The organism is Sphingobium cupriresistens, from assembly GCF_004152865.1.
GTDB lineage: Bacteria > Pseudomonadota > Alphaproteobacteria > Sphingomonadales > Sphingomonadaceae > Sphingobium > Sphingobium cupriresistens.
On the sequence record NZ_SEOO01000004.1, the window covers coordinates 84,567 to 103,840 of the forward strand.

Annotated in this window: 15 protein-coding genes; 4 read left to right on the top strand and 11 right to left on the bottom strand. The window is 65.0% G+C overall.

Annotation, left to right across the window (positions count from 1 at the left end):
• The first annotated feature begins 261 nt into the window (after nucleotides 1–261).
• The gene (locus tag EWH12_RS03865) at nucleotides 262–1,308 is read left to right on the top strand and encodes a LacI family DNA-binding transcriptional regulator (protein WP_129925778.1); all 1,047 of its coding nucleotides are present in this window, start codon (nucleotides 262–264) and stop codon (nucleotides 1,306–1,308) included.
• Here EWH12_RS03865 and EWH12_RS03870 read toward each other — a convergent pair.
• The 5 genes from EWH12_RS03870 to EWH12_RS03890 form a co-directional block, all read right to left on the bottom strand.
• Complete coding sequence (locus EWH12_RS03870; protein ID WP_129925779.1) at nucleotides 1,305–2,696, bottom strand: uracil-xanthine permease family protein; 1,392 nt, start codon at nucleotides 2,694–2,696, stop codon at nucleotides 1,305–1,307. The two genes, EWH12_RS03865 and EWH12_RS03870, sit on opposite strands and share 4 nt — an antisense overlap.
• Nucleotides 2,693–3,820 (bottom strand): purine nucleoside permease, encoded by a 1,128-nt coding sequence (locus EWH12_RS03875; RefSeq protein ID WP_165363565.1) that lies wholly within the window; start codon nucleotides 3,818–3,820, stop codon nucleotides 2,693–2,695. The genes EWH12_RS03870 and EWH12_RS03875 overlap by 4 nt, the downstream gene beginning before the upstream one ends.
• A 60-nt stretch (nucleotides 3,821–3,880) precedes the next feature.
• Nucleotides 3,881–6,391, bottom strand: coding sequence for a TonB-dependent siderophore receptor (locus EWH12_RS03880; RefSeq protein ID WP_066608067.1), 2,511 nt, complete (start codon nucleotides 6,389–6,391; stop codon nucleotides 3,881–3,883).
• A 187-nt stretch (nucleotides 6,392–6,578) separates the two neighbouring features.
• On the bottom strand, nucleotides 6,579–8,108 hold the full coding sequence (locus EWH12_RS03885) for an adenosine deaminase family protein (protein ID WP_129925780.1): 1,530 nt from the start codon (nucleotides 8,106–8,108) through the stop codon (nucleotides 6,579–6,581).
• Nucleotides 8,105–9,235, bottom strand: a complete 1,131-nt coding sequence (locus EWH12_RS03890) for a purine-nucleoside phosphorylase (protein ID WP_242495947.1) — start codon at nucleotides 9,233–9,235, stop codon at nucleotides 8,105–8,107. Before EWH12_RS03890 ends, EWH12_RS03885 begins: the two co-directional genes overlap by 4 nt.
• Nucleotides 9,236–9,338: 103 nt before the next feature.
• On the opposite strand from EWH12_RS03890, the gene EWH12_RS03895 reads away from it, so the two are divergent.
• The 3 genes from EWH12_RS03895 (at nucleotide 9,339) to EWH12_RS03905 (ending at nucleotide 11,496) form a co-directional block, all read left to right on the top strand.
• The gene (locus EWH12_RS03895) at nucleotides 9,339–10,271 is read left to right on the top strand and encodes a LysR family transcriptional regulator (protein ID WP_129925781.1); all 933 of its coding nucleotides are present in this window, start codon (nucleotides 9,339–9,341) and stop codon (nucleotides 10,269–10,271) included.
• Nucleotides 10,272–10,357: 86 nt separating this feature from the next.
• Nucleotides 10,358–10,888, top strand: coding sequence for a phosphoribosyltransferase (locus EWH12_RS03900; protein ID WP_066608741.1), 531 nt, complete (start codon nucleotides 10,358–10,360; stop codon nucleotides 10,886–10,888).
• Between the two features lie 29 nt (nucleotides 10,889–10,917).
• On the top strand, nucleotides 10,918–11,496 hold the full coding sequence (locus EWH12_RS03905) for an LOG family protein (protein WP_129925782.1): 579 nt from the start codon (nucleotides 10,918–10,920) through the stop codon (nucleotides 11,494–11,496).
• 43 nt (nucleotides 11,497–11,539) lie between these two features.
• Here EWH12_RS03905 and EWH12_RS03910 read toward each other — a convergent pair whose 3' ends face one another.
• The 6 genes from EWH12_RS03910 to xdhA all read right to left on the bottom strand — a co-directional run bounded on the left by EWH12_RS03910 (nucleotide 11,540) and on the right by xdhA (nucleotide 19,274).
• On the bottom strand, nucleotides 11,540–12,556 hold the full coding sequence (locus EWH12_RS03910; protein ID WP_129925783.1) for an adenosine deaminase: 1,017 nt from the start codon (nucleotides 12,554–12,556) through the stop codon (nucleotides 11,540–11,542).
• Between the two features lie 76 nt (nucleotides 12,557–12,632).
• A complete protein-coding gene (locus EWH12_RS03915; protein WP_129925784.1) occupies nucleotides 12,633–13,325 on the bottom strand; it encodes an HAD family hydrolase in 693 nt (230 codons plus the stop codon).
• A 22-nt stretch (nucleotides 13,326–13,347) separates the two neighbouring features.
• The gene (guaD, locus tag EWH12_RS03920; protein ID WP_129925785.1) at nucleotides 13,348–14,628 is read right to left on the bottom strand and encodes a guanine deaminase; all 1,281 of its coding nucleotides are present in this window, start codon (nucleotides 14,626–14,628) and stop codon (nucleotides 13,348–13,350) included.
• Entirely contained in the window at nucleotides 14,625–15,545 is a 921-nt protein-coding gene (gene xdhC / locus EWH12_RS03925; RefSeq protein ID WP_066608084.1) for a xanthine dehydrogenase accessory protein XdhC, read from the bottom strand. Before xdhC ends, guaD begins: the two co-directional genes overlap by 4 nt.
• Nucleotides 15,542–17,851, bottom strand: coding sequence for a xanthine dehydrogenase molybdopterin binding subunit (gene xdhB, locus EWH12_RS03930; protein ID WP_129925786.1), 2,310 nt, complete (start codon nucleotides 17,849–17,851; stop codon nucleotides 15,542–15,544). Before xdhB ends, xdhC begins: the two co-directional genes overlap by 4 nt.
• Nucleotides 17,844–19,274: a xanthine dehydrogenase small subunit gene (xdhA, locus tag EWH12_RS03935; protein WP_129925787.1), complete on the bottom strand. Its 1,431-nt coding sequence runs from the start codon at nucleotides 19,272–19,274 to the stop codon at nucleotides 17,844–17,846. Before xdhA ends, xdhB begins: the two co-directional genes overlap by 8 nt.

A 19,274-nucleotide genomic window follows, 5' to 3' on the forward strand; every position in this document is an offset into this window, starting at 1 on the left:
TGGACACCGGACAGACCCTGTTCGCCGGTGCTGGAAACCCTGGCCGCAAGCATGGCTGTGCAGCGCCACGTTCCTGCGGATGGGCCGGTCATACGCCCAGTTCGCGCCACCCGGCCATAAGGCATACGTATACGCATATATGCACAGGCCCCGACTGTGGCCGTCATGTCACGATGGGCCTTGCCCGAAAGGACGCAATTGCCTTGTTTTCAGGGTGGCCCTACCATGGCTGTGGCGTATCGACCGCGCCGGGAGAGGGATATGGGGCGCCAGCCCAGTAGCAAGCCGACCAGCTTCGACATCGCCTATCTGGCCGGCGTGTCTCAGCCCACGGTCAGCCGCGCGCTGCGCGGATCGCGATCGGTCAGCCTGGCCACCCGCCAACGAATCGAGGCGATTGCGCGCGAACTCAACTATTCGGTGGACAAGAACGCCTCGTCGCTTCGATCGCAGCGTTCGAACACGATCGCGCTGCTGTTCTTCGAAGACCGCACGCCCGACGAATCGAACATCAACCCCTTCTTCCTGGCGATGCTGGGGTCGATCACGCGGCAATGCGGCGCGCGCGGGCTGGACCTGCTCATCTCCTTCCAGAAAATGGAGGACGACTGGCATGTTCGTTACCAGGATAGCCACCGCGCCGACGGTCTCATCCTGCTCGGCTATGGCGACTATACGCTCTACGCCCGGCGGCTGACCGAACTGGTCGATCATGGCACGCATTTTGTGCGCTGGGGGTCCGCGGGGGAGGACACGATCGGCCCGACGGTGGGGTCGGACAATGTTGGCGCGGGCCGCCTGGCCGGCGAGCATCTGCTCAGTCTGGGTCGCCGCCGCATCGCCTTTCTGGGCCAGGCGGACGAACATTATCCCGAATTTGCCGATCGTTACACCGGCCTGTGTCAGGCTATGGCCGCGTCCGGCATCGCCCCCGACCCGGCGTTGCAGGTCGATGCGCTGACCGCCGAGGATGCCGGCCATGCCGCCGCCCGGACGCTGATCGCGCGCGGCGCGCCGTTCGATGCGATTTTTGCAGCGAGCGATCTGATCGCGATTGGGGCGATGCGCGCGCTGGCGGAGGCGGGATTGTCCATTCCGGGCGACGTCGCCATTATCGGCTTCGACGATATTCCCGCCGCCAGCCTGACCACGCCCCCTCTGACCACCATCATGCAGGACATGAAGGGGGCCGGCGAATTGCTGATCGACACGCTGGTCGCACAGGTGGAGGATCGGCCCCTGCCGCCCTGCACGCTGGGAACCAGGCTGGTCGTGCGGCGCAGCACGGCCGGATGGGGGCAGGGTTAGTTCTGCGGCACGGCCGTTCGGCCCGGAACGACCAGATTGAGTATGACCGCGACGACCGCAGCCGGCAGCACGCCGGACGCCAGGATGATGCGCGCGGACGCGGGCAGATGCGACAGCGCGTCCGGTTCGAGCTCCAGCCCGATGCCCAGCGACAAGGCGAGGCCGAAGATCAGCATGTTGCGCTGTGTCCAGGCGACCGCCGACAGCATGGACAGGGCGGCAGACGCGACCATGCCGAACATCAATATCACCCCGCCGCCCAGCACCTCGATCGGGATGGTGGTGATGGCCGCGCCGATTTTGGGCGCCAATCCGCACAGCACCAGGAACAGCGCGCCGACCGTCACGACATGGCGGCTGACGATGCCGGTGATGGCGATCAATCCCACATTCTGGCTGAAACTGGTGTTGGGCATGGCCCCGAACAGAGCCCCGATCGCCGTCCCCACACCGTCGGCGGCTGTCGCGCCGATCAGTTCGCTGTCGCGCGCCGGGCGACCGACATTGGCTTCGCAGATGGCGGACACGTCAGCGATCGATTCGATCGCGGAGATGAAGCCCATCAGGCAGAATCCCACTATCGCGGACGCGGACAGGGCGAAGCCGAAATGGAACGGATCGGGCAGCATGACGACAGGCGCGACGCCGATCGGGGCCAGCGACACCCGGCCCATGGCGGCGGCGAGGGCATAGCCCGCCAGCAGCCCCAGCAGGACCGACGCGGTGGAACACAAGCCTCGCGCGAAAAAGCTGAGCCCCAGCGTCGTGACGATCACTACGCCCGCCAGCAGCCAGCCCGCCCCCGCGCCATAGGCCGGCGTGCCCTGCGCCATGACCCCGCCGGCGGCATATTGGATGCCGACCCGCATCAGCGACAGGGCGATCATCAGCACGACCAGACCCGTAACCAGCGGTGGCAGGGCGAACCGGATACGGCCGACAAACATGCTCAATACCGCATGAAACAGCCCGCCGCACAGCGCCGCGGCGGTCAGTTCCGCCATGGCCTCCACCCCGCGCCCGGCGCAGATCGGGATGATGACCGGCAGAAAAGCGAAGCTGGTGCCCTGCACCAGGGGCAGGCGCGCGCCCACCGGCCCTACGCCCACGGTCTGGAGCAGGGTGGTCAGCCCGGCGAACAGCATCGCCATCTGGATCATGTAGATGAGCGCGCCGGGGTCCGCCGAGCCATAGCCGAACCCGGCGGCGCCCGCGATGATGATGGCGGGCGTGATGTTGCTGACGAACATGGCCAGCACATGCTGGATGCCCAGCGGAATGGCGACGGCCAGGCCGGGGAAATGATCGGGATCGCGCGCCTGCGCCGCCGTCATGCCCATCGGCTGCCCAGCGGCGGCCTGCGGTACGGCGAGCGGCGCTGCGGTCATTGCGGCGGCGCCTGCTCGAAACGGTCCCAATGGTTCAGCAGTTCGTCCACGACTTTGGACCCGACCAGATACAGGCTTTCAAGCGATGCCCGCATCCCCGAATAGCCCTCATTCTCCCGCATCAAATTGTCGGCGGCGGCGACGCCTTCGGGCGGCATGGAAAAATTGCTGCCCGACCGCAGCACCATGACCCGGTCCTTGTCCACCCGGCCCGCGCGGGTGAGATAGGCGATGGCTTGCAACGTCCCCGTTTCCTCCATGGCGGAGGTGACGAACTCTCCCTTGCCGCTGGTGGAATAGCGGGTGAAGTCGTCCGCCCAGCGGTTGAGCAGCTTGCCATGCCAGAAGGTCATGGCGGAAAACTGGTCGCCGATCAGGACGAAGGGCGGTTTTTGCGCATTGGGATAGCCTTTGTAGCGCGCACGTTCCTGCTGGATGCCGACATCGTCGGGAATGACGACGTCCCTGGTCAGGGCGAAAGCCCAATCGACCAGCTTGGGGTTGAGCGCGAACACCCGGCCTTCGGTGATGGGCGGGCTCGTGTCGCCCGGTCCCTTCTTGTCGAGAGGGAAGAAGCCCGACGTCCAGTCTTTGGGAATTTCGCGCGCATCGATTTCATGCGCCAGGTCGCCGTCGACGCTGTAACGCGCCCAGGCGGCCGATCCGATCGATGCATCCTGCGGATCGATGCCGGCGATCCCGGCCACCAGCCAATAGGCTTTGCCGAGGTCGAAGCGCGGGTCGAGGCCCAGCGCCATGGTCGCGTTGGCGGACCGCGCGGTGCCGACACCCGTCACGATGGCCAATATCTGGCTTTCGGGATTGTAGAAGAGGTCGTGATAGCCCTGCGGAAAGGGGATGCGCGTGTCGAGATGCCGCCTTTCCTTCCACAGCTGAAATTCGCCGGGCGCATCGCCTTCATCCGCGCCGATCTCGAACATGGTGACGATGACCATGCGCACTGGCAGCGTCGCGGCGCAGGGTTTGGTCGGCACGCAGGCGAGCACGGTTTCGAGCGGCCCTGACTTGACAGTGACAGGCTCGACGGGCGGGGTGGCGGCAGGGGCCGCCGCGGCGCAGGCCAGGATGGCGAGCGGCAGGACGCAGCGGGAAAGGGAGCGCATCGGGGTTCCTTGACAATAGCGGCAGGAGCGCTCGTTACGGGGCGCTCCTGCGATCAGGCATCAGAATTTATAGACGGCGGACGCCTGGAAGCTGCGCGGCCGTTCCGGCAGGACGATGGTGCTGCCGAACAATTCGGTGAAGTTGGCGCGGAAATATTTCTCGTTGGTCGCGTTCTTCACCACCAGCCGCAACAACATCGGCCCGGTTTCGAACGATACGCCCAGGTCCACGGTGGTGTAGGCCGGCAACTTTACGGCCTGGCTTTGGCCCGAATAGACCGAATCGACATGCACCAGGCTGCCCGACAGGGCGAGACCGAAGTCGAACGCATAGGTCGCGGTGGCCGAGAACATGTTCTGCGGAATACCCGCGCGCTTGGAATCGCTCTTGCTGTTGATCGGCACCAGCCCGATCGGCTGACCGCCCAGGAACAGGGTGGGGTCGGAGACGTTCACCAGATCCTCGATGCCGAAGAAGCTGAACAGCGTGCCGTCCTGCAACGCGGTCAGATTATAGACATTGGTGTGGGTATAGGCGCCGGTCACCAGTAGGTGCCGATCGACTGACCACCGCAGTTCGGCCTCCAGCCCCTTGGTTTCGACCGACTGGTTCACTGTGATCGACTGGATGTTAAAGTCGGTGCGCTTCTGCTTGTAGACGGAGACGGCTGCGTAGAGCTTGTTGTCGAGCCAGCTGCCTTTGATGCCGCCTTCATAGAGTTTGGAGGCGGACAGGAAGGTGCCGCCGGCGACATCGGCCGGATAGATTTCCGCGCCCTGACCCGCGATCACCGTCGATTGCTTCGCGATGGTGCCGTAGGGGATCAGGCCGAAGGGCAGTTTGTAGGAGGCGCTGCCCGACCAGGACCAGGCGCCCTTGCTGCCGCTGGCATTGTTCGCCGCCAGGCCGGCGGCAGGTGCCTCCAGCTTGGTCGTGATATTCGTTGCCTTGACGTCCAGATGGTCGTAGCGCGCGCCCAGCGTCACATCCAGGCCGAAGGCGAAGTCGAGATCGACCAGCCCCGCCAGCGCCAGATCGCTATAATGGCCGACGACATAATTGGTGTAGTCGCAGTCGCATTCAGTCGACAGCAGGCGATCCGACAAGGCGTCATAGCCCACCGTCAGATCGACGCGGTGGAAATATTCATAGTTGAAGTCATCGCCATGCGCGAATTTGGTGTAGCGAACCGAAGGTGAGAGCTGGAAGGAGAATTTGCCCGCGCTGCTTTCCAAAGTCTTGGATGCGACGATTTTGTCCTCGATCACCCAACTGTCGTGGAATTGCGAGAAGCCATAGGCGTTCTCGTTAATATTTTCATAGCTGTCGTAAAACCACTGGTTCTTCAGCTCGAAACCACTGTCGGCGGTGTAGATGGCGTCGAAATAGAAGGTCGAACCGCGGTTGACCAGTCTGTCGTCCTTGCCGGTCAGCACATTGCGGCGACTGAGCTTCGTCGTGCCTGTGTTGGTCAGCGCCAGGCTGGGATAGGCGGAGGTGAAGCAGGCGTCGGTAAAACCGCTGGCGAAGGGGCTGAATGTGCTATCGGGGCAGGTGAAGTTGCCGAAGATCGATAGGCCGCCGGGCACCGATGCATTGATTTCCTGCTGCGAAATCTGCCCGTCGCCGCTGGTGTCGAGCGGCTGGGCCTGGCCGGTGATATAGGTGCCGTCATCCACCAGCGCCTGGGTCAGGCGGTTCCAGCCACCATTTTGCTGGCCTTTGTAATTTTGATACTGGCCGCCAAATTCAATGCGGACATGGTCGGACAGGTCGGTGTCGAAGGAGCCCTGCAGGATGGTCTGCTTGGTCCACATGTTGCGATAATAGCTGCCGTCATCCTCATATTGGCCGAACAGGCTGTAGCCGAATTCCTGCTCGCCGATCTTGAGCGGGCCGGAGACATTGCCCTTGACGACATTCATGTCCCAACTGCCGCGCGTATAGCTGATTTCGCCGCTCGCCTTGTCGCGCAGCTTGCCGTCGGCGACGCGCGCCGATTTGGGCACGAAATTCATGTAGCCGCCGGTCTTGGACGGGCCGAAGATCGGCGATGCCGGGCCGCGGACGATGTCGATCCGGTCCGATGCGCCGATGGGCGTGGGATAGTTGCCCGGATTGTCCAGGCGGCGCATACCGCGGAAATAGACTTCGCCGGGCGTGCCGCGAATGTCGAGCGCGCCGCCGACGCCGAAGAAACTGTTGGTGAAGGTGCCGGGCGCCTGTGCGACCAGATCATAAATGTCGGTGATGCCGAACCGCTCCATCTGCTCGCTGCTGATGGTCGATGCGGAGCGTGGCGTTTCAAGGATCGTCTTGTCGAAGCCGAAGATCGACCCGACATTCTTGATCGGCAATGCGTCGAGCGCGCCCGTCACCACGATTTCGGCGGTCGGCTCCGGCGCATCCTCTGGCGCGGGCGTCTGCGCCCAGGCGGCGGAACTCAGCCCAGGGCTTAGGGCGGTGCAGGATAGCAGCGCCAGCGTGGCGATGGCGGTCGATCCGGTCCGAAAACGATGCTGCGGCGCAGCTTTATGTGCGACGCGATGAAAAGGCAGATAATTCGCCATGATGAGCCCCCTTTATGATGGCGGCGAAGCGTAAATCCCCACGGCTTCGCCAGCCGGTTGTCCCTGCTGCCTGCCTCTCCCATGAAGATTTTTGATGCTGCAATGCGTCATGCTAATATTTCTGACACGCCGCAGCAAAGAAAATGTCTTATTTTTATCGTTCTTCTGTTCAGGGTCGGTCGGCCTATTATGGTCCGATCGACTTGCTTAGATTGAGCACGGTAACATCTTCGAAAATCTGGAAATCTTCCTCCAATTGAACTTGAAGTGCGGCTTTGGCGCTGGATCGTGCGAGGCTGCGGCAGCGATCGTCGGTCCACCCTGCCGTGCAAGGCGAGACGCGCGCGCCCACATGCCTGTCCGCCCAGATGCTCGTCCCGTCGATGAACGCCTGCTCCAGGCTGGTGCGCGCCATCTGCTTGAGGTCCGCATAGCCCATGCCTTGCTCGCGCGCGGCGCGCTGATATTCCTGGGTCATGTCGGTGCGCAATATGCCCTGGTCGTCGGTCGACAGCAGCGTCGGGACACCCGCCCGGCGATAGAGGCGCAGCGGGTGATCGTCGCCCTTCACCCCCAAAATCACCGCGTTGCTGGTCAGGTTGATTTCCACTGCAATATCATCGCGCGCCATGCGCGCGAGGGTGGCGACGGCGTCGTCCTCATAAGCGATGGCGGTGCCATGGCCGATCCGCTCCGCCCCGGCTTCCAGCGCCTTGGCGATATGGTGGCGCAAGGCAGCGGGCGGCACGAGGCCGAACGCCAGTTCGCCCGCATGGAGGGTGCGATGCACACGCGGATGCCGTTCCGCCAGGAAACGCAGCATCGCCATGTGCAGGTCATAGTCGCGCAGCGCGATCACCCAATCTTCCGGCTGGACGATGTTGATACCGACATAGCGTGGATCGCGATCGGCCAGGGCGAAGGCGAGGATCAGCGAGGTGAAGGCCTGCGCCGGGGGCAGGTCGCGCCATCCCCAGGCGAGATAGCGGATGGCGACGCCGCAGCCGGGGTCGGGCTTTGCGCCACCACAGGCCAGCGCCTTGCCCGCCGCCGCCTCGTTCGCATCCAGTTCCGCGATCGCCCGGTCGATGACGGGCTTGGCGTCCTTGATCGTCCGGCTGTAGAAAGCGGCCAGGCCGCTGGCGTCCACCGGCATGTCCGCCGCGCCCAGCGTCGCGGCGATCAGCGCTTGCGGATTGTGGATCAGTTCCAGATAGCCGACCCGATCGCCCGCCGCGACTTGCCGTGCAACGGCCAGCGCGCCGGCCTCAACCGACGGGCTGGTCGGACCTAACCGGTCGAAGCTTCCAAAAAATTGCGTATGGCCCGATGCGTCGTTGGCGCCCACGCCCTGCTGCACCCCCCGCGTCGACATGGCGTCGACCAGCCGGGCGAAGGCGAAGGGCGTCTGTTCGCTCATCCGCTTCACCGTCTGGGCTTGCGGGCAGGGCGGCGCGACGATGCGGGCGCCGCTGTCGTCCACGCACAGCCCCGCCTGCGCCGCCCAGCGCAGATAATCCTCCGCATAGGGCGTGCCGCCCAGATGATTGTGCAGGTCGCCGCCCTTGGGCATCGCTTTGAGGAACAGCCGCAGCGCGGGCGGGCTGTCCGCCAGCCTGTCGAACAGAGCGGCCGCGGCCGCTTCCCCGCTTGTCGTCTGCGCCGCAGCCGGCGACAGCACGGCCAGCGAGGTCATGAGGGCCAGGCCACGCTTCATTGCGGACCGGTTCCTGGCACATGATCCTTGTAGCTGTCCCAATGGCTCAGCAATTCATGCACCACCGGCACGCCAACGCGATAATTGGCTTCATAGGCCGCGACCTGGCCAGCGCCTTCGTCGGCGACGCTTTCGACCGCCGATCGGCCTGGCGGCGGCATGGACGGGTTGCTGCCGGTGCGTAGCACCAGCACCCGCGCCGGATCGACCAGCCCCTGTTTCGCGGCGATCGCCATGGCGCCGGCCAGCGACTGGCTTTCCATGTTGGTCATGGCGAAACGGCCCTTGCCGCCGGTCCACAGCTTCACCCAGTCGCGCGCCCATTGGGTGCGGCCGGGGCCATGCCAATAGCGCACCGACCCCAGCGTCTCGCCCATCAGCACGAAAGGCGGCTTTTGCGCATTGGGATAGCCCGCCCGGGCCGCGCGCGCCTTTTGCAACGCCGGGCTGTCGGGAATGGTCACATCCTTGGTGCGATCATAGGCCCATTGCGCCAGGCTCTGGTTCAGCTTCACCGACATGGTCAGCTTGCCGGTATCGGTGAAGCCAGCGAAACTCTCGGTATTGTGGGGCAGTTTGTTGGGCGCGTCGGCGCCGATCGCGAACAGGCCATAGGGCCAGTCTTTCGCCACTTCGCGGTCGTCAAATTCGCGCAGCGTGTCGCCCTGCACCACCCAACGCGACCAGGCCGCGCTGCCGACCGATGCGATTTGCGGATCGACCCCCGATATGCCGGTAAACAGCCAATAGGTCTTGCTGAAATCGAAACGCGGATCGAGCAACAGGCTCATCAACTGTTCGGCGACGCCGCCCAGCATCGTGTCCGGGCTGCCCCAGCACATGCCATATAGACCTGCCGCATTGCGGCGCAGCGGGTGCAGCGCGCCCCTGATCGGGATGACCTCGGTCAGCTTCTCGCGCTCGGCCCAGAGCTGAAACTCGCCAGGCGCATCGCCCATATCCGCGCCCGGCTCGAAATTGGCGACCACGATGACTTTGACCGGGATCGGCTTGACCGACGGCAGCATCGGAACGGGCGGTTCGGAAGCAAGGACAAAGGACGGACCGGCCAGCGCGGCAACCGTCGCGGCCATCGCCACCAATGCCTGTCTTGCGGATCCTGCCACCGTTGCATCCCATTATTTCGCCCTGCAGAGCGCGTAGGGGCTTGACCTGACGCGATCAAACGCAATGAATCCTACGGAGTGTTGCAAAAATTAGGGTGGGTCTATGCCGGCATTTTCGCGTTTTCTGCGTTACTTCATGGCGGTTGGAAGACTGGGTTCGATCCGCAAGGCGGCGGACGAACTCAATATCTCCGCTTCCGCCATCGACCGGCAGATTTTGAATGTGGAGGCGGACCTGGGAATGCCGCTGTTCGAGCGGCTGCCGACCGGCCTGCGCTTGACCGCCGCGGGGGAGATCATGATGGCGGCGGGAGGGCGCTGGCAAAAGAATTTGAGCGACGTGCGCGCCCAGATAGAGGATTTGCGCGGCCTCAAGCGCGGCCATGTCGATATCGCCATCATCGACGCGCTGGCCAAAGGCTATATTCCCGGCGCGATCCGCGCGATTCAGAGCCGATATCCGGGCATCACCATCGGCGTGCGGGTGCTGGAAAACGACCGGGTGCGCGACGCCATCGCCAGCGGCGAAGCGGATTTCGGCATATTGTTCGAACCGCAATCCTATCGCGACCTGACCGTGCGCTCCTTTGTCGAGGTCGTCCTGGGCTTCCTCACGCCCGCTGGCCATCCTTTTGGCGACCAGCGCGAAGCGCGTTTCTCCGCCTGCGCCGGATCACCGTTGATCGTCCCGGCCGAGCCTCTGGCGGTGTGCCAGCAGATCGCCGTGCTGGAAGGGACCAGCGGCCTCCAGATCGATCGCACGGCTAGTTCCGACAATATCCAGATGATCACCTCGCTGGTCATGCAAGGCGTAGGCATCGGCATATTGACCTCGCTCGACGTGATCACGGAAGTGCAGCGCGGCACCCTTTCCTTCACCCGCATTTCCGATCCGATCCTGCGGCCGATGACGCTGGCGCTCTGCACCGCGGCGGCGCGCACCCCTTCCTATGCGGCGGGGATCGTGCTGGGCGAGATAGAGAGCGGCTTTGCGCAACTCAGCTATCCCGTTTCGATCGAGCGCGCCGACCTCTGATCCGACTCGCAGCCGATTGCCCCCTTGGCGCGGGCGGGATAATCGGCATGGTCATGTCCATTCCCTGCCAACTGGATTCGCTTTTCATGAGCAGCACCGCTGAACCCGAACTTTTCTACATCGGCTATGACGCCTTCCTGGCCGACGTGCAGACCGTCGCGCGCCAGGTGGGGGAGGGCGACTGGACGCCCGACTTCATCATCGGCATCGGGCGCGGCGGGCTGGTTCCGGCCGTCTATATCTCGCACCAGCTCAAGCTGCCGATGCTTTCCATCGACCATAGCAGCAAGGTGCCCGGCTTTGCCGACGAATTGCTGGGCAAGGTCGCGGCCAAGAGCGCGGCAGGGGTAAAGCTGCTGTTCGTCGATGACATCAACGACAGCGGCGGCACGATCGACTATATCCGCCGCCTGCTGGCCGACAATCGCTGCGATGCTGGCAACCTGCGCTTCGCCGTGCTGATGTCCAACAGCCGGTCGCGGCAGACGGTCGATTATTGGGCGAGCATGATCGATCGCGACAGCGACAAGCGCTGGTTCGTCTTCCCCTGGGAATCGGTCGGCGCCAGCGACGATATCGTGGAGGAGGCGCTGTCCGTGCCTGAGCGCCTGTCCTGAGCGGGGACAAGAGCGTCCGCGACGGGCGGATGCGGATCTGCGTGTTTCTCGGTTCGTCGCCGGGGCGGCTGCCCGTCTATCGTGAGGCGGCGGAACAGTTCGGGACCCTGCTGGCGCAGCGCGGCATCGGCCTGGTCTATGGCGGCGGCACGGTCGGGCTGATGGGCGTGGTCGCCGATGCGGCCTGCGCCGCGGGCGGCGAAGTGATCGGCGTCATCCCCGAAGCGTTGCGCGCGCGCGAACATGACCATCAGGGGATCAGCGAACTGCATGTCGTCCAGACCATGCATGAGCGCAAGGCGCTGATGGCCAAGCTGGCGGACGGCTTCGTGACGCTGCCCGGCGGCATCGGCACGTTCGAGGAGATGTTCGAGGCGTGGTGCTGGTCGCAGCTAGGCTATCATGAAAAGCCGGTCGGGATGCTGGATGTCAACGGCTTCTACAGCGGCATGTCGGCCTTCATCGACCATGTCGTGGCGGAGGGGTTCCTGAAGCCCGAACATCGCGCCATGCTGCTGATCGAGCGCGATCCCGAAGTGATGCTCGATCGCATCGCGGCGTATCTGCCGCCCCGCACCGAACATTGGCTGGGCGACGACGATGTATAAATAATATGCGTTCCCGCGCAGGCGGGAACACGACAGGACCAGGCTAGACATTATCCGCCAGCCATTTGTCCAGGCGCACCAGATGCGCCGCCACCGTCTCTTCCGGCAGGAATGAGCCGGTAAAACTGTTGCGCGCCAGCGTCGCCAGCTTATCTTTATCCAGCCCGCGCGCGGTCGCCACCGCGCGGTAATTGTCCGCGACATAGCCGCCGAAATAGGCCGGATCGTCGGAATTGATCGTCGCCTTCAGGCCCAGCGCCAGCATCTGGTCGATAGGATGCTCTTCGATCGCGTCGATCACGCAGAGTTTGAGGTTGGAGAGCGGGCAGACGGTCAGCGTCATGCCCTCGCGCGCCAGCCGGTCGACCAGCGCACCGTCTTCCAGCGCACGGTTGCCATGGTCGATCCGATCGACTTTCAACAAATCGAGCGCTTCATAAACATAGGCGGGCGGCCCTTCCTCCCCGGCATGGGCGACCAGGCGCAGACCCTTGGCCGCCGCTGCGGCAAAGACGCGCGCGAATTTTTCAGGCGGATGGCCCATTTCCGAGGAATCGAGGCCCACCGCCGCGATCCGGTCGAGCCAGGGTTCGGCTTCCGCCAGCGTCGCGAACGCCTCCTCCTCGCTCAGATGGCGCAGGAAGCTGAGGATCAGCAGGCTGGTCATGCCATGACGCGCCTCTGCTTCGGCACAAGCGGACAACAGCCCCTCGATCACCGCAGCGAAGGGGATGCCGCGCGCGGTGTGCGTCTGCGGATCGAACATGATCTCGGCATGGACCACGCCGTCGGCCGCCGCGCGATCGAAATAGGCGGCGGCAAGGTCATGGAAATCCTGTCGCGTCCGCAGCACGTCGGCACCGGCATAATAGATGTCCAGGAAATCCTGGAGATTGCCGAACGCATAAGCGGCGCGCACCGCCTCCACATCCGCATAGGGGATCGCGATTCCATTGCGTCGGGCGAGGGCGAACATCAGGTCCGGCTCCAGACTGCCTTCGATATGCAGATGGAGTTCGGCCTTAGGCAGGCCAGCGATGAAGGTGTCGAGATCGGTCATGGCATGGTCCATAAAAAGCGCACCATGTTCCCGCGCAGGCGGGAACACGGGGTTGTCATAGGCTGGGTCGCGCGCATCAGATCGATCGCACCCATTCCGGCAAGTCGCCCAGCCGGTCGAGCATATGGAAGCAGGGATGGTCGTCCGGCACCCGGCCCATTTCATGCGCCCAGGCCCCTTCCTGCGGGATATAGGCGGCCCAGGCACCTGCCTCCAGCGCGGGGTTGATATCCGACCGCAGCGAATCGCCGGCCATCACCGCCTGGTCCGCAGCAACGCCATATTGAGCGAAGATGCGGGTGAAGGTGTCCGGCCTCTTGTCGCTGACGATCTCGATCCCGCTGAACAGTTCGCCCAAGCCCGACGCCGCCAGCTTGCTTTCTTGGTGCAGCAGGTCGCCCTTCGTCACCAGCACGACCTTGCCCAGATGTGACAACGCCTCCAGCGTCTCCAGCACATCATCGAACAGTTCGACCGGATGGGCGAGCAAGGTGCGCCCGGCCGCCAGGATGTCGGACACCAATGACTTGGAGAGATTGTCGCCCGCCAGTTCCACCGCCGTCTCGATCATCGACAGGGTGAAGCCCTTGGCGCCATAGCCATAAAGTTTGAGGTTGCGCGTCTCGCAGGCGATCAGCCGGTCGCGCGTGACTTCATCGTCAGCGAAAGGCTGCAACATCGCCACCAGCGCTTCTTCGGTCGCATTGAAATGGCGCATATTATGCCAGAGCGTGTCGTCGGCATCGAGGCAGATAAGCTTGATCGTCATTGTCTTTCCATCATGCGCGCCATCATCCACAGGCGACGCGCCGCCCCATAATATAGGTGCGCGCGACGGCCCGGTCATCGCCCAATATCTGCAATGCGAACAGCCGTTCGGCAAGGTCCGCGTCGGCGGTGCGCCGCGCCAGCAGCGGCGTGGCGGCGCAGTCCAGCACCACGAAATCGGCTTCCTGCCCCGGCAGCAGCCCGCCGACCCTGTCACCGATATGCAGCAACGCCGCGCTCCCTGCGGTTGCAAGATACAGCGCGCGAAACGGATCGAGCCGATGTCCGCGCATCAGCGCTGCCTGATAGGCGACCCCGGCGGTGTGCAGCATCGAAAAACTGGTGCCCGCCCCGACATCGGTGCCAAGGCCGATCGTCAACCCATGCCACGCCGCCTGCGCGAAATCGAAGAAGCCCGACCCCAGGAACAGATTGGATGTCGGACAGACCGCGACCCCCGCGCCGCTCTGCCCCATCCGGGCGCTAGCGCGGTCGGACAGATGGATGCCATGGGCGAATACCGACCGCGCGCCCACCAGTCCGAAGCGATCATAGGCGTCTAGATAGTCTGCAGCGTCGGGAAAACGCGCCGCCACCGCCGCACATTCGCGTATATTCTCCGCCAGATGGGTGTGGAGCAGCACATCGGCGTGATCGGCCAGTAGAGCGCCTGCGACATGGAGTTGCGTATCGGAGGAGGTCAGCGCGAAACGCGGCGTCACCGCATAGCCCAGCCGCCCTTGGCCGCGCCACCGGCCGATCAACACCTCGCTCTCCCCACGCGCCGTTTCCGGCGAGTCGGCCAACCCTTCAGGTCCCAAATCCATCAGCACCTTGCCGGAAATGATCCGCATGTTCCGGGCCAATGCCGCATCGAACAACGCATCTACCGAATGGGCATGGACGGTCGGGAAGACCAAGGCGCTGGTGGTGCCGTTCCGCAGCAGTTCGTCCAGAAACAACCCGGCGACCAGGTCGGCATGGGCGCGATCGGCAAAGGCTTTCTCCGCCGGGAAAATATGGCGGTCGAGCCAGTCGAGCAGCTGTTCCCCATGCGAAGCGATCCGGTCCATCTGCGGATAATGGACATGGGCGTCGATGAAGCCCGGCACGATCAGCCCCGGCAGCGTTTCGACCGGCACGTCGGCATGACGCGGCGCAAGGTCGGCATAGGCGCCGCGCGCGACGATGATACCGTCCTCCACGACCAGCAACCCGTCCGGCTCATGTCGCACCGCTTCGGCGCAGGTCAGCGGATCATGCGCCACCGACAGGATTTCGCCGCGAAAGGCCTGGATGGTCATGGCCGCTCCAGTTGCAGCAATTGGGCCAGCGCGGCGATGGCGATCACATCCGGTTCCTTGCCGGTCACGCCGCTGACCCCGATCGGGCAGGTCAGCCGCGCGCGGGCCGTTTCGCCCACACCGTCGCGATCTAGCCGACTATGGAAGCGTGCGCGCTTGGTCTGCGATCCGATAAGGCCGACAAAGGCGATCGGTCCCCGCTCCAGCGCCGCGCGGGTCAGCCGATAATCGAGCGCATGGTCATGGGTCAGGATCAACAGCGCGGCGTCATCGGGCGCTTCGGCGACGCACTGGGCGATGGCATCTTCCGGCACGATGGCCACGCCGTCGATCGTCTCGAACAAGGGCCGCGTGTCGAACCAGGCGAGGCGGAAGGGGAGCGCCTGCGCATGGCGGGCGATCGCCTGCCCGACATGGCCCGCACCGAACAGATAGAGCGGACGACGGCGCTGGCCGATCATCTCGGCGAAGGTCGCGCCCTCACGCGGCCGATCGCCCCGCGCTGACAGGGCGATGGGCGCGGCCTGCGCGCTGACATGGCGTTCGATCCGGCCGGGCGTCAGCGTGGACACCAGCACCCGCTCCTCCGCCGCATCGGCCAACCAGTCGAGCGCTGCGGGATCGACATGCTCGATCAGCAACCGCACCCGCCCGCCGCAACATTGGCCCAGCAATGGTCCCAGCGGATAATCCTGCACACGCCAGTTGCCCGGCGGCAATGCCAATATGGCCTGCGCCTGCTCGATCGCGCGATGTTCCAGTTGGCCCCCGCCGATCGTGCCGAACAGCCGGTCGGCGCTGACCAGCATCCGCGTGCCCGCGCCGCGCGGCGCCGATCCCTCGCTCGCCAGCACGCTCACCAGCGCGGCCGGTTCGCTCGACGCCACATCCTTCATCCATGCCAGCCAGTCGCTCATGTGGCGCGGTGACTGGCGATGGCGCGCAATATGCGTTCGGGCGTCGCCGGAGCGTCCAGCGGGGGCAGAGCGCGCTTGTCTGGCGCGACTGCGGCGATCGCCTGATGGAGCGCGGAAAAGACCGAAATGGCCAGCATGAAGGGCGGCTCGCCCACCGCCTTGGACCGGTTGATCGTCGGCTGGACATTCTCCCCATCCCATAGCTGGATCGACAGATGGCGCGGCCGGTCCGATGCGGTCGGGATCTTGTAGGTGGCGGGCGAATGGGTCAGCAGCCGGCCCTTGTCATCCCAGACCAGTTCCTCGGTGGTGAGCCAGCCCTGCCCCTGAAGGAAGCCGCCTTCGATCTGGCCGATATCGATCACAGGGTTCAACGATTGGCCGACATCATGCAGGATATCGACCGCCAGCACCCGATGCTCGCCGGTCAGCGTGTCGATCGCGACCTCCGCCACCGCCGCGCCATAGGCGAAATAATAAAAGGGACGGCCCTTATGCGCGGCGCGGTCATAGGCGATGTCGGGCGTGGCGTAATAGCCGGTGGAGGAGAGCGAGATGCGCCCCATATGCGCCTTGCGGCACAGATTGCCGAAACCCAGTCGCTCCGCGCCAATCTGGACGTCGCCGGCCACAAAGCGCACCTCTTCCTCTGCACAACCGAAACTGCGCGCGGCAAATTCGGTTAGCCGGTCGCGGATCGTCATCGCGGCGTTATAAGCTGCCATGCCGTTCAAATCCGCGCCCGATGACGCCGCCGTGGCGGAGGTATTGGGCACCTTGTCGGTCCGCGTCGCGGTGATCCGCACCTGCCCCACCGGCACGGCGAACACGTCGGCCACCACCTGCGCCACCTTGATATAGAGGCCCTGGCCCATCTCTGTGCCGCCATGATTGATCTGGATGCTGCCATCGGCATAGACATGGACCAGGGCGCCCGCCTGATTGAGGTGGGTGGTGGTGAAGCTGATCCCGAACTTGACCGGGGTCAGCGCGATCCCCTTCTTCAGCACCGGATTGCGTGCGTTAAACGCGGCGATCGCTTGCCGCCTTGCATCATAGCGGGCGTCCGCGCGCAGCCGGGCGATCAGTTGCGGCGCGATATTGTCCGTGAGCGGCATGTCATAGGGGGTGACGTCGCGGCCGGGGCCGTAAAGATTGGCGATCCGCACATCCAGCGGGTCGACGCCCAGATGTGCGGCGACATCGTCCATGATCCGCTCGATCGCCAGCATCCCCTGCGGCCCGCCAAAGCCGCGAAAGGCAGTAGCGGAGACTGTGTGGGTTTTCAGCCGCTCCGAAACGATCTCGATTGCGGGTAAATAATAGCAATTGTCGGCATGGAACATCGCACGGTCGTTGATCGCGGGGGAAAGGTCCACCGTCGCGCCGCAGCGCGAGGCAAGCCCAAGCTTGAGCGCGCGTATGCGCCCCTCCGCGTCGAATCCCGCCTCATAATCGACCCGAAAGTCATGGCGCTTGCCGGTCATCACCATGTCGTCGTCGCGGTCGCAGCGGAACTTGGCGGGGCGTCCCGTCTTGTCCGCGACCAGGGCGGCGGCGGCGGCGAAGAGGGCGGCTTGCGTCTCCTTCCCCCCGAACGCGCCGCCCATGCGCCGCACCTCGACCGTCACGTCGGCGGAGGCGCGGCAAAGCATGTGCGCGACCAGATGCTGCACTTCGCTGGGATGCTGGGTGGAGGACAAGAGATGCATCTGCCCATCCTCGCCCGGCGTCGCGATCGCGACCTGCCCCTCCAGATAGAAATGATCCTGCCCGCCCATGTCGAAACCACCGGCCAGACGATGGGGCGATTGCACCAGCGCTGCGGCCGCGTCGCCGCGCGCCATGCGCTGGGTCGGCTCGATCAGCGACGCGGCCGCGCGGGCGTCCGCGATCGTCAGATGCGCGGGCAGCGGTTCGTAAGCGATCTCGCCCAACCGTGCCGCCTGCCGGGCGGCGCGCTGGCTGGTCGCCGCCACCAGGAAGATCGGCTGGCCGATGCAGATGACCTCGCCATCCGCCAGCAGCCGGTCGTCGCCCGCGACCGGGCTGACGTCATTGGCGCCGGGAATGTCGGCGGCGGTATAGACCGCGACCACGCCCGGCGCGGCGCGCACGGCGGTCAGGTCGATGGCCGTGATCCGCGCATGGGCCTCCTTGCTTTGACCGAAAGCCAGATGCAGCATCGCCGCCGGTTCCGGCAGATCGTCGGCATAGCGGGCGAGGCCGCTCACATGCAGCGCCGCGCTGTCATGCGGGTTGGATGGCTTCGCCAGCGCCGCCAAGCCGGGATCGCGCTCAGCCATGCTCCGCCTCCAGCGCCAGCAGCGATACCGCCGCGCCCGACTCCCGATGCAACAGCCGCCACAACAGGCTGGCCGCAGCCTTGATCCGATAGGCGGCGCTGCCGCGCACATCGCTGAGCGGATCATAATCCCCACCCAGCGCGGCCACCGCCTCCGCGATCGTCGTCCGTGTCAAAGATTCGCCGGTTAGCGCTGCCTCGCAAGCCGCGGCGCGCCGCGGCGTCGCCGCCATGCCGCCAAAGGCGACCCGCGCCTCAATGATCCGCTCGCCTTCCATCCTTAGCCGGATCGCGCCGCACACCGCCGAAATATCGCTGTCGAACCGGCGGGACAATTTGCCGATCAGGATGATGTCGGTCGGCGCGGGACGCGGCACATATATGCTCTCGACAAATTCGAACGGCCGCCGGTCCTGCTGCCCATAGGCCAGGAAATACTGCTCCAGCGCCATCGTGCGCCGTCCCACGGCGCTGCGCAGCGTCAGGCTGGCGCCCAGCGCGATCAGCGCCGGCGGCCCGTCGCCGATCGGCGATCCGTTGGCGATGTTGCCGCCCACGGTTCCCGCATTGCGCACCTGCAATCCGCCGATCCGACGCACCAGTTCGCCAAGGTCGGGGTGCAGCCGGGCGAAGGCGGCATGGGCGTCGGCATAGCGCACCCCCGCGCCGATGGTCAGCCCGTCCGGCCCTTCCGCGATCGTCTGCAATTCCGCAATGTCGCCGATGAAAATCAAAGTCTCCAGCGTTTGCAGCCCCTTCGTCACCCACAGGCCGACATCGGTCGCCCCCGCCACCAGCCGCGCGTCAGGATGGGCGGCCAGCAGCTCTGCCAGCGCTTGGGCGGTGCGGGGGATGAACCAGCGCCGCGCGCCATCGCCGCCCGCGATAGTCTGGTCCGATGCGATGGCCCGCAAAGCCGCAACCATGCCCGCATCCTCGCGCGGCAGCGTCGGCACGCTTTCCGCCGCGTCCAATATCGGCCCATAGCCTGTGCAGCGGCACAGATTGCCCGCCAGCACATCGGCGACCGGCAAGTCATGGCCCCGCGCGCCGATGCAGCGGCCATGCAGCGACATGACGAAGCCGGGCGTGCAGAAACCGCATTGCGAACTGCCGTTCGCCGCCATGCAGGTCTGCAACGGGGTGAGCGCGCTATCGTCACCCAGGCTCTCGACCGTCAGCAGCGCCTTGCCATGCAGCATCGGAAGGAAGAGGATGCAGCTGTTAAGCGCCCGCCACGCGATGCCGTCGCCATCCAGTTCGCCCACCAGCGCGGTGCAGGCGCCGCAATCGCCCTCGGCGCAGCCCTCCTTCGCGCCCGTCCGCCCAAGGCGATAGCGTAGATGATCGAGCAGGGTGGCGGTGGGATCAACCTGCGCGATCTCCACTACGACGCCGTCCAGCAGGAAGCGCACGCCGCTCAT

Coding starts and splice junctions, on each gene's coding strand:
- EWH12_RS03865 (WP_129925778.1), top strand. CDS start 262: ATGGGGCGCCAGCCCAGTAGCAAGCCGACCAGCTTCGACATCGCCTAT.
- EWH12_RS03870 (WP_129925779.1), bottom strand. CDS start 2,696: ATGACCGCAGCGCCGCTCGCCGTACCGCAGGCCGCCGCTGGGCAGCCG.
- EWH12_RS03875 (WP_165363565.1), bottom strand. CDS start 3,820: ATGCGCTCCCTTTCCCGCTGCGTCCTGCCGCTCGCCATCCTGGCCTGC.
- EWH12_RS03880 (WP_066608067.1), bottom strand. CDS start 6,391: ATGGCGAATTATCTGCCTTTTCATCGCGTCGCACATAAAGCTGCGCCG.
- EWH12_RS03885 (WP_129925780.1), bottom strand. CDS start 8,108: ATGAAGCGTGGCCTGGCCCTCATGACCTCGCTGGCCGTGCTGTCGCCG.
- EWH12_RS03895 (WP_129925781.1), top strand. CDS start 9,339: ATGCCGGCATTTTCGCGTTTTCTGCGTTACTTCATGGCGGTTGGAAGA.
- EWH12_RS03900 (WP_066608741.1), top strand. CDS start 10,358: ATGAGCAGCACCGCTGAACCCGAACTTTTCTACATCGGCTATGACGCC.
- EWH12_RS03905 (WP_129925782.1), top strand. CDS start 10,918: ATGCGGATCTGCGTGTTTCTCGGTTCGTCGCCGGGGCGGCTGCCCGTC.
- EWH12_RS03910 (WP_129925783.1), bottom strand. CDS start 12,556: ATGACCGATCTCGACACCTTCATCGCTGGCCTGCCTAAGGCCGAACTC.
- EWH12_RS03915 (WP_129925784.1), bottom strand. CDS start 13,325: ATGACGATCAAGCTTATCTGCCTCGATGCCGACGACACGCTCTGGCAT.
- guaD (WP_129925785.1), bottom strand. CDS start 14,628: ATGACCATCCAGGCCTTTCGCGGCGAAATCCTGTCGGTGGCGCATGAT.
- xdhC (WP_066608084.1), bottom strand. CDS start 15,545: ATGAGCGACTGGCTGGCATGGATGAAGGATGTGGCGTCGAGCGAACCG.
- xdhB (WP_129925786.1), bottom strand. CDS start 17,851: ATGGCTGAGCGCGATCCCGGCTTGGCGGCGCTGGCGAAGCCATCCAAC.
- xdhA (WP_129925787.1), bottom strand. CDS start 19,274: ATGAGCGGCGTGCGCTTCCTGCTGGACGGCGTCGTAGTGGAGATCGCG.